Annotated in this window: 7 protein-coding genes, 2 tRNA genes and 3 rRNA genes; all 12 read right to left on the bottom strand. The window is 43.4% G+C overall.

The annotated features are described in order from the left end of the window. Nucleotides 1–329 precede the first annotated feature (329 nt). Nucleotides 330–444, bottom strand: a 5S ribosomal RNA gene (gene rrf / locus RI845_RS07050). Nucleotides 445–589: 145 nt separating this feature from the next. Next, nucleotides 590–3,477 (bottom strand): 23S ribosomal RNA (locus RI845_RS07045). Between the two features lie 419 nt (nucleotides 3,478–3,896). Then, a tRNA-Ala gene (locus RI845_RS07040) sits at nucleotides 3,897–3,972 on the bottom strand. Nucleotides 3,973–4,074: 102 nt separating this feature from the next. Next, a tRNA-Ile gene (locus RI845_RS07035) sits at nucleotides 4,075–4,151 on the bottom strand. Between the two features lie 117 nt (nucleotides 4,152–4,268). Further along, nucleotides 4,269–5,811 (bottom strand): 16S ribosomal RNA (locus RI845_RS07030). The 16S, 23S and 5S rRNA genes sit together here with 2 tRNA genes alongside, the layout of an rRNA operon. A gap of 566 nt (nucleotides 5,812–6,377) precedes the next feature. Further along, nucleotides 6,378–6,914, bottom strand: coding sequence for a D-glycero-beta-D-manno-heptose 1,7-bisphosphate 7-phosphatase (gene gmhB, locus RI845_RS07025; RefSeq protein ID WP_348389028.1), 537 nt, complete (start codon nucleotides 6,912–6,914; stop codon nucleotides 6,378–6,380). Between the two features lie 121 nt (nucleotides 6,915–7,035). Then, complete coding sequence (locus RI845_RS07020; protein ID WP_348389027.1) at nucleotides 7,036–7,797, bottom strand: SDR family oxidoreductase; 762 nt, start codon at nucleotides 7,795–7,797, stop codon at nucleotides 7,036–7,038. Between the two features lie 27 nt (nucleotides 7,798–7,824). Then, nucleotides 7,825–8,712, bottom strand: coding sequence for a 3-hydroxyisobutyrate dehydrogenase (gene mmsB / locus RI845_RS07015; protein WP_348389026.1), 888 nt, complete (start codon nucleotides 8,710–8,712; stop codon nucleotides 7,825–7,827). A gap of 47 nt (nucleotides 8,713–8,759) precedes the next feature. Next, on the bottom strand, nucleotides 8,760–9,878 hold the full coding sequence (locus tag RI845_RS07010; RefSeq protein ID WP_348389025.1) for an enoyl-CoA hydratase/isomerase family protein: 1,119 nt from the start codon (nucleotides 9,876–9,878) through the stop codon (nucleotides 8,760–8,762). 9 nt (nucleotides 9,879–9,887) lie between these two features. Then, the gene (locus RI845_RS07005; RefSeq protein ID WP_348389024.1) at nucleotides 9,888–10,664 is read right to left on the bottom strand and encodes an enoyl-CoA hydratase; all 777 of its coding nucleotides are present in this window, start codon (nucleotides 10,662–10,664) and stop codon (nucleotides 9,888–9,890) included. A gap of 24 nt (nucleotides 10,665–10,688) precedes the next feature. Further along, on the bottom strand, nucleotides 10,689–11,846 hold the full coding sequence (locus RI845_RS07000) for an acyl-CoA dehydrogenase family protein (RefSeq protein ID WP_348389023.1): 1,158 nt from the start codon (nucleotides 11,844–11,846) through the stop codon (nucleotides 10,689–10,691). A 113-nt stretch (nucleotides 11,847–11,959) separates the two neighbouring features. Next, nucleotides 11,960–13,144 carry an acetyl-CoA C-acyltransferase gene (locus RI845_RS06995; RefSeq protein ID WP_348389022.1) on the bottom strand — a complete coding sequence of 395 codons (1,185 nt, stop codon included), beginning with the start codon at nucleotides 13,142–13,144 and terminating at the stop codon, nucleotides 11,960–11,962. Nucleotides 13,145–13,334 lie beyond the last annotated feature (190 nt).

Below are 13,334 nucleotides of genomic sequence, written 5' to 3'. Positions count from 1 at the left end.
ACCTCCATCAGCGTGTTGTGGCTATAAAAGCATGATCATTCAAGGCACGATACGCGGTAGGAGGTTCCATCCAAAAGCACGATGGAATGACGGAGTATTTTTTTGATCTGCAGAAAGCAAAAAAGGCTATCCGTTAGGATAGCCTTTCTTTTAATTAGGAGCCTGGCGATGACCTACTCTCACATGGGAACTCCCACACTATCATCGGCGCAACTGCGTTTCATCTTCTGCCAGTTTTGGTATTAGCGCATGGGATCAGGTGGTTCATTTTTCAAATAATACAAAGCAAAAAAGGCTATCCGTTAGGATAGCCTTTCTTTTAATTAGGAGCCTGGCGATGACCTACTCTCACATGGGAACTCCCACACTACCATCGGCGCAACTGCGTTTCACTTCTGAGTTCGGCATGGGATCAGGTGGTTCCACAGTGCTATTGTCGCCAGACAAAAACATTGTACAATTTTGAAAGCTGTATAGATCCTGAAACAAGTTCAGGACGCGTATTAAACCGTGACTTACTCAAGTCGTATTCTTTAATGCGTGATTTTCATCAGACCATACAACTCAAGCAAAACTGCTTGGGTGTTGTATGGTTAAGCCTCACGGGCAATTAGTATCAGTTAGCTCAATGCCTCACAGCACTTACACACCTGACCTATCAACGTTGTAGTCTCCAACGACCCTTTAGGGGACTTAAAGTCCCAGTGAGAACTCATCTCAAAGCCTGCTTCCCGCTTAGATGCTTTCAGCGGTTATCAGTTCCGAACGTAGCTACCGGGCAATGCCACTGGCGTGACAACCCGAACACCAGAGGTTCGTCCACTCCGGTCCTCTCGTACTAGGAGCAGCCCTCTTCAATTCTCAAACGCCCACGGCAGATAGGGACCGAACTGTCTCACGACGTTCTAAACCCAGCTCGCGTACCACTTTAAATGGCGAACAGCCATACCCTTGGGACCGACTTCAGCCCCAGGATGTGATGAGCCGACATCGAGGTGCCAAACACCGCCGTCGATATGAACTCTTGGGCGGTATCAGCCTGTTATCCCCGGAGTACCTTTTATCCGTTGAGCGATGGCCCTTCCATACAGAACCACCGGATCACTATGACCTACTTTCGTACCTGCTCGACGTGTCTGTCTCGCAGTTAAGCTGGCTTATGCCATTGCACTAACCGTATGATGTCCGACCATACTTAGCCAACCTTCGTGCTCCTCCGTTACTCTTTGGGAGGAGACCGCCCCAGTCAAACTACCCACCAGACAGTGTCCCCAAGCCCGATAAGGGCCCTAGGTTAGAACATCACGCATACAAGGGTGGTATTTCAAGATTGGCTCCACCACATCTAGCGACGCGGTTTCAAAGCCTCCCACCTATCCTACACATGTAGGAGCAATGTTCACTGTCAAGCTATAGTAAAGGTTCACGGGGTCTTTCCGTCTAGCCGCGGGTATACGGCATCTTAACCGCAAATTCAATTTCACTGAGTCTCGGGTGGAGACAGTGTGGCCATGATTACGCCATTCGTGCAGGTCGGAACTTACCCGACAAGGAATTTCGCTACCTTAGGACCGTTATAGTTACGGCCGCCGTTTACCGGGGCTTCGATCATGAGCTTCGCAGAGCTAACCCAATCAATTAACCTTCCGGCACCGGGCAGGCGTCACACCGTATACGTCATCTTTCGATTTTGCACAGTGCTGTGTTTTTAATAAACAGTTCCAGCCACCTGGTTACTTCGACTCTCCTGTGCTTACTCCGCAAGGGATTCACACTAGAGAGCGTACCTTCTCCCGAAGTTACGGTACTATTTTGCCTAGTTCCTTCACCCGAGTTCTCTCAAGCGCCTTAGTATTCTCTACCTAACCACCTGTGTCGGTTTGGGGTACGGTTCCTATATATCTGAAGCTTAGAAGCTTTTCCTGGAAGTATGGCATCAACAACTTCAACTCCGTAGAGTCTCGTCTCGTATCTCAGCCTTAAGAAGAACCGGATTTACCTAATTCTTCAGCCTACATACTTTCACATGGACAACCAGCGCCATGCTTGCTTAGCCTTCTCCGTCCCTCCTTCGCAATATATAGAAGTACAGAAATATTAATCTGTTTCCCATCGACTACGCGTTTCCGCCTCGCCTTAGGGGCCGACTTACCCTGCCCTGATTAACATGGGACAGGAAACCTTGGTCTTTCGGCGGGGGAGTTTTTCACTCCCCTTATCGTTACTCATGTCAGCATTCGCACTTCTGATACCTCCAGCAAACCTTACGATTCACCTTCAACGGCTTACAGAACGCTCCCCTACCACTCATCCTAAGATGAATCCGCAGCTTCGGTGCATAGTTTAGCCCCGTTACATCTTCCGCGCAGACCGACTCGACTAGTGAGCTATTACGCTTTCTTTAAAGGATGGCTGCTTCTAAGCCAACCTCCTAGCTGTCTATGCCTTTCCACATCGTTTCCCACTTAACTATGACTTTGGGACCTTAGCTGGCGGTCTGGGTTGTTTCCCTTTCCACAACGGACGTTAGCACCCGTAGTGTGTCTCCCGCATATCACTCATTGGTATTCGGAGTTTGCAAAGGGTTGGTAAGTCGGGATGACCCCCTAGCCTTAACAGTGCTCTACCCCCAATGGTGTTCGTGCGAGGCTCTACCTAAATAGATTTCGGGGAGAACCAGCTATCTCCCGGCTTGATTAGCCTTTCACTCCGACCCACAAGTCATCACCGCATTTTTCAACATACGTGTGTTCGGTCCTCCAGTTGATGTTACTCAACCTTCAACCTGCCCATGGGTAGATCGCCGGGTTTCGGGTCTATGCCCTGCAACTAAACGCGCAGTTAACACTCGCTTTCGCTACGGCTCCCCTAATCGGTTAACCTTGCTACAGAACATAAGTCGCTGACCCATTATACAAAAGGTACGCAGGCACCGGACTAAATCCGGCTTCCACTGCTTGTACGTATGCGGTTTCAGGTTCTATTTCACTCCCCTCACAGGGGTTCTTTTCGCCTTTCCCTCACGGTACTGGTTCACTATCGGTCAGTTAGGAGTATTTAGCCTTGGAGGATGGTCCCCCCATATTCAGTCAAGATTTCTCGTGTCCCGACCTACTCGATTTCACTATTAGGTTGTTTTTGTGTACGGGGCTATCACCCTGTATCGCTGTCCTTTCCAGAACATTCCACTAACGCCCAAATAGCTTAAGGGCTGATTCGCGTTCGCTCGCCGCTACTAACGAAATCTCGGTTGATTTCTTTTCCTCGGGGTACTTAGATGTTTCAGTTCTCCCGGTTCGCCTCAATTAGCTATGTATTCACTAAAAGATACCCAACTTACGTTGGGTGGGTTCCCCCATTCGGACATCTGTGCCTATAACGCCTTTTATCGGCTTAACACAGCTTTTCGCAGATTAACACGTCCTTCATCGCCTCTAACTGCCAAGGCATCCACCACATACGCTTAGTCACTTAACCATACAACCCCAAAAAGTCTTGCAACTTCAAGAATGTTCGGAGACTAATCCGAACTAAGTTATAGGTCTGACATTTTCACGCATTCATAAGAATGTTGACATCTTCATGTCAAACCCACAGTAAACTGTGAGCCTTGAGTAAGAACTAATGACAACACGATAAGAGTTGCCATTAATAATGTTGAGCTGTTGTATAAAACAGCTCGGTTGATAAACAACAAGTTGTTTATCGTGGTAATTCATTGAACGTTTATGATTGGAGGTCATAAACATGAATTACCGGGTTTAATATCAGCTTTCCAAATTGTTAAAGAGTACATTGATACGCACATTCGGTATCTATGTTGGTAAAAAACCAAATTTAAAACATCTTAAAAGATAATTTAAATTTGGTCTTTCTTGTGAAGAAGAGTAAGTAAATGGTGGAGCTAAGCAGGATCGAACTGCTGACCTCCTGCGTGCAAGGCAGGCGCTCTCCCAGCTGAGCTATAGCCCCATTGTTTTACCAATGGTAATTAGCGCTTTTTACAAGGCATGTTATGACGACGTTTAGTGTTTCTTAAACGAGTCATAATATAACGCAGTAAAAACGTTAATTTGGTAGGTCTGGGCAGACTTGAACTGCCGACCTCACCCTTATCAGGGGTGCGCTCTAACCAGCTGAGCTACAGACCTATCATGATGGGTCTGCAACTTAAGTAGTCACGACCTATACTTCTTCATCTTTCGTTATCATACAATTTGTGTGAACACTCGCAGAGCCTAAGCTCTCATTAAGTTGTCTACTTAAGGTAAGGAGGTGATCCAACCCCAGGTTCCCCTAGGGTTACCTTGTTACGACTTCACCCCAGTCATAAATCACAAAGTGGTAACCGTCCCCCCGAAGGTTAAACTAGCTACTTCTTTTGCAACCTACTCCCATGGTGTGACGGGCGGTGTGTACAAGGCCCGGGAACGTATTCACCGTGGCATTCTGATCCACGATTACTAGCGATTCCGACTTCACGGAGTCGAGTTGCAGACTCCGATCCGGACTACGACAGGCTTTCTGGGATTCGCTCCACCTCGCGGTCTTGCTGCCCTCTGTACCTGCCATTGTAGCACGTGTGTAGCCCATCCCGTAAGGGCCATGATGACTTGACGTCGTCCCCACCTTCCTCCGGTTTATCACCGGCAGTCTCCTTAGAGTTCCCGACACTACTCGCTGGCAAATAAGGATAGGGGTTGCGCTCGTTGCGGGACTTAACCCAACATTTCACAACACGAGCTGACGACAGCCATGCAGCACCTGTCTCAGAGTTCCCGAAGGCACTAATCTATCTCTAGAAAATTCTCTGGATGTCAAGGGATGGTAAGGTTCTTCGCGTTGCATCGAATTAAACCACATGCTCCACCGCTTGTGCGGGCCCCCGTCAATTCATTTGAGTTTTAACCTTGCGGCCGTACTCCCCAGGCGGTCAACTTATCGCGTTAGCTGCGCTACCCACAGATCAAGTCTACAGACAGCTAGTTGACATCGTTTACGGCGTGGACTACCAGGGTATCTAATCCTGTTTGCTCCCCACGCTTTCGTGCCTCAGCGTCAGTATTTGTCCAGGTGGCCGCCTTCGCCACTGATGTTCCTTCCAATCTCTACGCATTTCACCGCTACACTGGAAATTCCACCACCCTCTACAATACTCTAGCTTGCCAGTTCAAAATGCAGTTCCAAGGTTGAGCCCTGGGCTTTCACATCTTGCTTAACAAACCGCCTACGCACGCTTTACGCCCAGTAATTCCGATTAACGCTCGCACCCTCCGTATTACCGCGGCTGCTGGCACGGAGTTAGCCGGTGCTTCTTCTGTTGCTAACGTCACAGCTAGCAGTTATTAACTACTAACCTTTCCTCACAACTGAAAGTGCTTTACAACCCGAAGGCCTTCTTCACACACGCGGCATGGCTGCATCAGGGTTTCCCCCATTGTGCAATATTCCCCACTGCTGCCTCCCGTAGGAGTCTGGGCCGTGTCTCAGTCCCAGTGTGGCTGATCATCCTCTCAAACCAGCTAGAGATCGTCGCCTTGGTAAGCCTTTACCTTACCAACTAGCTAATCTCACTTGGGCTAATCTATAGGCGAGAGGTCCGAAGATCCCCCCCTTTGGTCCGTAGACATTATGCGGTATTAGCAGTCGTTTCCAACTGTTGTCCCCCACCTAAAGGCATATTCCCAAGCATTACTCACCCGTCCGCCGCTCGACGCCAGAGTAGCAAGCTACCCTTCGTTTCCGCTCGACTTGCATGTGTTAAGCCTGCCGCCAGCGTTCAATCTGAGCCATGATCAAACTCTTCAATTAAAAAGTTGTTACATATGCATCGACAAGCGATGCTACTCAATGAATTCTGAATGTTTCGTCTAACCAGAAGCTGGTTAAACTAAAACGTACTAATTAACTTCATCGCTAAATAAAGATAATTAATTTGTTTGTGTGTTCATCATCATTAAGTGATTTTTGATACCGAAGTATCTATGTTGTAAATCAATCTTAATGTGAGTGCCCACACAAATTGCATGATAACTAATTGTTAAAGAACCGTTCTATTCGAACGAAGAGCTAATCGCATTCGTTAGTCTCTTTTGCTTCAAACCGGTTAAACCGTTTGCCCGAAGCAGGATGCGCATTATAAGCACCCTAGTTTTAATGTCAACGATTTTTTTAAGTTTTTGCTAATATTTCTAAAAGCTATTTTAAAAGGTTTCATTGTCAATTAAGTTCACCTATTGGATTACTTAACTTATTAAAACACCTTCTTGGGTTGCCCCGAAGAAGAGATGCGCATTTTAGTGATTTTTTCGATAAGGTCAACACCTTTATTAAATTAATTTAATAAAGGTGTTTGTTTGTATATTTTATATACAAATTTAGTCGATATGGTTAATTGCTGAACAGACATTATCAATTCGATGGGCAGTAATATAGCCATCATCCGAGTATTTACCACTTACTAAGATGCGATTATGCACGCCTGCATTTTCAGCAGCCTTAATATCTGACACTTTATCGCCAATGAAGATACTCTGTTTCAGATCTATATTATGTTTTTCTGCAGCTTTAAAGATCATTCCTGGCTCAGGTTTACGACATTTACATGCTACTTTATAGGCATCAAGTCCTTTTGTTGGGTGATGGGGGCAAAAGAACACATCTGTAATAATGATCCCTTCTTTCAAAAATTCTTTTTTCATCCAACTACTTAGGGACAAAAACTGCTGTTCTGAATATTTTCCCCGGCCAATACCTGATTGATTTGTGATCACGATTAACTGTAAACCAAGCTCTTGTGCATGCCGACAAACATCGAATATTCCATCGACAAATTCAAACTCATCAGGTTTATAAACGTAACCATGGTCAACATTAATAATGCCGTCTCTATCAAGGAATAATGCTCTATTCATTTAATACTCTTTATTTACTTAATTATGATACCTAGTGCTTGCCTAATATATAACGTTCATGTTGAAAATGTGCAAAAAAAAACGAGCATAGCTCGTTTTTTTGTTAAAACTTTCAAGCAATTTACATGCTTAGGCCACCGTCACATTCAACAACACGACCAGTAAAGAAGTCATTTTCAAAAATGTATTGTGCAGTATGAGCAATTTCCTCTGCAGTACCTAAACGGCCTACAGGTTTCATTTTCTCTAAACGTTCACGCATTTCTGGTTTCATTGCGTCTGTCATAGCCGTTTTAATAACACCTGGTGCAATAGCACCAACACGGATACCTTGACGACCAAGTTCACGTGCCCAAGTAACAGTCATAGCAACTACACCGGCTTTGGCAGCAGCATAGTTAGTTTGTCCCATGTTACCACCACGGGCAATTGATGACATATTAACAATAACACCCTTACGGCCATGTTTGATCATTTGCACAGCTGCTTCACGACCACATAAAAACACACCGGTTAAGTTCACATCAATAACTGATTGAAATTGTGCAAGTGACATTTTTTTCGTAATTTCGCCATCTTTAGCTTTAACAAACATACCGTCGCGTAAAATTCCGGCATTGTTCACTAAACCATCAATGCCATTGAAGTCGCCGGCAATTTGTTCAAAGGTTTGTTCGATTTGTTCTTCATTGGTCACGTTAGCCAAGTAGTATTTTGCTGAACTACCAGCCTGCTCTACTAGACTAACTGTTTCGGCCAACATTTCTTCACCTAAATCGATAAGCGCTAACTTAGCACCTTTTTTGGCAAACTCTACGGCCATTGTACGACCTAAACCTTGGCCGCCACCAGTGATAACAATCACTTTATCTTGTAAATTCATTTTTCTACCTTAATCTCAAGCTTTTACTTAAGCCTTTTCAAACATTTTAATAATACTGGAAAAATCTTTACTGCCATTTCCATTACCTGCATGCAATGCAAATAGATTTCTAGCCAATGCTCCCATTGGCGTTGATGATTGGCTTTGAACAGCAGTATCCATGGCTAACCCTAAATCTTTTGCCATTAAATCAGTCATGAAACCGCCATTATAGTCATTTGATGAAGGCACATTTTCCATAACATCTGGACATGGGTTATATACTTCCAAAGTCCAATTACGACCAGAGCTTTGTAACATGATATCCGAGAGTACCTTAGCGTCAAGACCATTGTCCATGCCGAGTTGTAGAGCTTCTGAAGTTCCGGACATTAAGACCGCTAATAACATGTTATTGCATACTTTTGCCACTTGCCCAGCACCGTGCGAACCTGCATGGAAAATATTTTTACCCATATTTTCTAAAATAGGTTTTGCAGTAGCGAAATCGTCATCACTACCGCCAACCATAAAGCTTAATGTACCTGCTTGAGCACCGCCTACACCACCTGAAACAGGTGCATCAATAAAGTTAATGCCCTTAGATGCTAAAGCTGAGGAAACTTTTAGTACTGTACCTTTATCAATAGTTGATGAATCAATAATTAACGCTCCAGGCTTAATGTAATTAATTAAGCCATCATCACCTATATATAATCCTTCAACATGCTTGCCTGCAGGTAGCATTGATACGATAAAGTCTGCTTCTTTAACACACTCTGAAACTTTATCAGCCGTTGAAGCACCTTCACTAACTAATTTAGCTACGGCTTCTGGAAATAAATCAAAAACTGCAACTTGATGACCCGACTTAAGTAAATTTGAGGCCATTGGTCCGCCCATATTACCTAAACCGATAAATGCGATGTTCGCCATAGTTAACTCCTAAATATGAATTCTTGTTTACTGTAATTATTGTCTAATTATAAATTGGCTAATGGATGTTCAGCAGCTGGCCATGGCGTTGTAAAAAACCAGTCGACAACCTCAGGCTCAACATCATTAATGCTACTGTACTTCCATTGTGGTTTATTATCTTTTTCAATTAAAAGAGCTCTAACGCCTTCTTTAAATTCTCCAAATTCGCCACATTTTGTTGAAATGCCAAGTTCTAATTTAAAGCAATCAGCTAGTGATAAATTTTCACTTTCTTGTAATTGACGATAAGTTAACGTAGCACTAAGTGCACTGCCGTGAGCAAGTGATTTTTGTGCGCGGTTTATCCACTTATCTTCACTTTCAAACGCTAAGATATCAGCAACAATTGTTGTTATATTATCAGCACTAGTTAATTGAGATATTAACTCCTGATGATGTTGTACATTAGAAATCGGTGCACCAGCAATTGAGCGCTGTTCAAAATCAACCATTAGAGTGCTTAACTTTTCATGGTTAAGCGCGATAGTATCGCCCCAATTAATTGTTAATAGTTCGTCTAATACTAATTGCTTTTTATCGTTAGAGATAAAATGATCACCGAGGTGAGTATATTTAGCATCGCTCGCATTAATAGAAGCACCTGTTAATCCAAGAAATAAACCACTGTTTCCAGGCATTTTATTTAAGAAGTAACTTCCGCCAACATCTGGATATAAACCAATACTAATTTCTGGCATGGCAATACGAGTAGTTTCAGTTACAACGCGATGACTGCCACCAGCCATTAACCCTAAACCGCCACCCATTACGATTCCATTTCCCCAAACTATAAAAGGTTTGTTAAAGGTATGAATAAGGTGGTCAAGTTGGTACTCGTCAGTAAAAAACTCTTCGATAGCAGGAGCTGGTTCACCATTGTTTTCAGGCAAATTGTTATACAGATGAACGATATCACCACCAGCACAAAACGCTTTTTCGCCAGCGCCATGTAAAAAAACAGCAGCAATATCGCTGTCTTTTTGCCAAGCAGATAGCTGTGGGAATAATTGCTTAACCATGTCATGGCTTAATGCATTCAACGAGCGCTCTGCATTTAATGTAGCAACAGCAATCTTTTTACCATTACTACAATTTAATTCTTCAAATAATACTACTTCAGACATTTGTTAATCCTACCCGTTTACCCATTGTGGTTTACGTTTTTCAAGGAAGGCATTAACCCCCTCTTTTTGGTCTTTACTGTCAAATAAATCAACAAACGCTTGGCGTTCAACAGGTAAAGCTTGTGCGATACTACCTGAGCGATTCATTTGGATAAGGCTTTTACATGCAGCAACAGCAACAGGACTTTGACGGGCTACTTTGCCAGCAAGTGCAATGGCTGCGTCTTTAGATGTGCCCGAAGCCACAACTTCTTCAACTAAACCAATACGTAAAGCAGTGGCTGAGTCAACACGTTCACCGCACAATATCATGCGCTTAGTCCAACCTTCACCAACTAAAATATGCAAATTTTGTGTGCCACCTGCACAAGGCAATAAACCAACTGAAGCTTCTGGCAATGCCATTACCGCATGCTCTTCAGCAATACGCAGGTCACAAGCTAAGGCAACTTCTAAACCACCGCCCATTGCATAACCATTAATAGCCGCAATTGATACGCCTCTAAACTGAGACAGTGTTTCAAATGCTTGGCCAAACATATCGGCCATCGCTTGTGCATTGTCTTTGTCGCCATCAGCAAACACGTTTAAATCAGCGCCAGCAGAGAAAAACTTCTCACTATCTGCGGTTAATACTAATGCATAAATATCTTTATCGGCATTTAGTTCTAGCACCAAATCACGAAGTGCCGCTAAGCTAGTTAACGTCCAAGTATGAGCCGGAGGGTTATTAAAGGTGACGACTGCTGTATTGTTAATTTTTTCTAATTTTAAATATTCTGACATAATAAATTCTACCAAACTGATAATTTAAAGAAGCTGTCCAGCACCTTCAGTTAATAAACGACGAGACACAATTAAACGCATAATTTCATTAGTGCCTTCCAGAATTTGATGAACACGAACATCGCGGAAATGACGTTCAATTGGGTATTCTTTTATGTAACCGTAACCACCATGGATTTGCAATGCTGCATCACACACTTTAAATCCAACATCGGTAGCAAACTGCTTTGCCATTGCACAATAGGCTGTTTTTTCTGGGTGATTGGTATCAAGTTTATATGCCGCCAAACGTACCATTTGACGGGCTGCTACCAGCTCTGTTGCCATATCTGATAATTTAAATTGCATCCCCTGGAACGCAGCAATTGGTTTACCAAATTGTTCACGTTCTTTCATATATTCAATAGCGGTATTTAATGCTTGTTGCGCAGTACCAATTGAACAAGTAGCAATATTTATACGACCACCATCAAGGCCTTTCATTGCTATCGCAAAGCCTTCACCTTCTTGACCTAGCAGGTTAGCAACTGGAATTCGAACATCTTCAAAAGTAATTAACCGTGTTGGTTGTGCATTCCAACCTAACTTTTCTTCGGCCTTGCCATAAATTACTCCAGGAGTATTAGCCGGAATCACAACAGCCGAAATACCTTTAGCTCCAGGGCCGCCAGTACGTACCATAGCAATCAGAACATCTGTTTCACCAGCACCAGAAATAAACATTTTAGAACCGTTAATTACGTATTCTTCACCATCTTTTTTTGCTGAAGTTCTTAACGATGCGGCATCTGAACCAGCACCGGGTTCAGTTAAACAATAAGAAGCAAGTTGTTGACCACTAATTAGGCCATCACACCATTCTTCTTTAACGGCTTCAGTTCCCCATGTAGCTAACATCCAGGTAGCCATATTATGGATAGTGATCATTGCAGTTGTAGCAGTACACCCCATAGACAACTGCTCAAAAACAATTGATGAGTCTAAACGAGATAAACCTAAACCACCGGCACCCTCTGGTGAATATAAACCACAAAAGCCTAACTCACCGGCTTTGGCAATAACGTCTTTAGGGAAAACATGCTCGCTATCCCATTTTGCGGCGTGTGGTGCGAATTCAGCTTGTGAGAACTGTGCAGCTAAGTCAGCAAACATTTGCTGGTCTTCGGTTAAATCAAAATTCATTGTTAGTTCCTGATCTAGAATTACAGATCGATTAATTCATTAATTGATCAATAATTAGTTATTACATACAGAAACCGCAGCCTAAGCTGCGGTTATCAAGTTTAAATATTTTGTTAAAGCATCTCAACAGCGATAGCCGTTGCTTCACCGCCACCAATACAAAGAGAAGCAACCCCTTTGTTTAAGCCGCGTTGTTTCAGTGCATGGATAAGCGTTACAATAATGCGAGCACCACTTGCACCGATAGGATGACCTAGTGCACATGCACCACCATGAACATTGACTTTTTTATCGTCTAAATCCAACTCTTTAATTGCAAGCATAGTAACCATAGCAAACGCTTCATTGATTTCAAATAAATCAACATCTTCTTTTGACCAGCCGATGCGAGCAAATAACTTATTAACGGCACCAACTGGCGCAACGGTAAACTCGCTAGGTTTTTGAGCGTGGTTTGTATGACCGACAATTTTACAAAGAGGTGTTAAGCCACGTTTTTCTGCTTCAGATAAGCGCATTAAGACCATTGCTGCAGCACCATCAGAAATAGAACTTGAATTGGCCGCCGTTATTGTACCATCTCGTTTGAACGCAGCTCTTAATGAAGGGATTTTTTCTGGACGGGCATTACCCGGCTGTTCATCAGTATCAACAGTTACATCACCACGACGAGTTTTGTACGTCACTGGTGTAATTTCATCTTTAAAATGACCATTACTAATTGCTGCATTAGCTTTTGCTAAAGAAGAAATTGCAAATGCATCCATGTCTTCACGCGTAAAGCTCACATCATCAGCAGTTTCTTGAGCAAAACACCCCATAGCAATACCGTCATAGGCATTTTCTAAACCGTCAAACATCATGTGATCAATCACTTGACCATGACCCATGCGCATACCGCCTCGAGCTTTAGGTAATAAGTAAGGTGCTTGTGACATACTTTCAAAACCACCGGCTACCGCTACATCAATACTACCAGCAGCAATTGAATCAAATGCATTCATCGTTGCTTTCATGCCTGAACCACAAACTTTACTCACTGTAGAACATACAGTTCCCAAGTCTAGGTCAGCGCCAAGTGCAGCTTGACGAGCAGGTGCTTGTTTCAAGCCTGCTGCAAGTACACACCCCATTACAACTTCATCAATTTGGTCTGAGGCTAAGTTTGCTTGAGCTACTGCGGCGCGAATAGCCTGAGCACCCAATGTAGGCGAAGCAACATCGCTAAGTGCGCCCATAAAACCACCCATAGGTGTTCTTACTGCAGATACGATTACGATAGGATCTGATAATGACATGGTAATTGTCCCTTACTTAATTATGAACTCTTCGAATTCTTAGAGAATAAATTTTTGCATTAGGGTACATTATTTTGAAAGTTTACGCCAACGTTAAGCTAAAGCATAACAAGTGAAAGTGTAGTCAATTCGTGACGAACCGTTGAAATACACTCTTAATCGCTATTAAATGGGTCATTGTCACGTCCAT

The organism is Thalassotalea nanhaiensis (genome assembly GCF_031583575.1).
Classification (GTDB): domain Bacteria; phylum Pseudomonadota; class Gammaproteobacteria; order Enterobacterales; family Alteromonadaceae; genus Thalassotalea_A; species Thalassotalea_A nanhaiensis.
The sequence above is the reverse complement of the archived record's forward strand: the minus strand, read 5'-3'. Positions and strand labels throughout refer to the sequence as shown.

Coding starts and splice junctions, on each gene's coding strand:
- RI845_RS06995 (WP_348389022.1), bottom strand. CDS start 13,144: ATGTCATTATCAGATCCTATCGTAATCGTATCTGCAGTAAGAACACCT.
- RI845_RS07020 (WP_348389027.1), bottom strand. CDS start 7,797: ATGAATTTACAAGATAAAGTGATTGTTATCACTGGTGGCGGCCAAGGT.
- RI845_RS07010 (WP_348389025.1), bottom strand. CDS start 9,878: ATGTCTGAAGTAGTATTATTTGAAGAATTAAATTGTAGTAATGGTAAA.
- mmsB (WP_348389026.1), bottom strand. CDS start 8,712: ATGGCGAACATCGCATTTATCGGTTTAGGTAATATGGGCGGACCAATG.
- RI845_RS07005 (WP_348389024.1), bottom strand. CDS start 10,664: ATGTCAGAATATTTAAAATTAGAAAAAATTAACAATACAGCAGTCGTC.
- RI845_RS07000 (WP_348389023.1), bottom strand. CDS start 11,846: ATGAATTTTGATTTAACCGAAGACCAGCAAATGTTTGCTGACTTAGCT.
- gmhB (WP_348389028.1), bottom strand. CDS start 6,914: ATGAATAGAGCATTATTCCTTGATAGAGACGGCATTATTAATGTTGAC.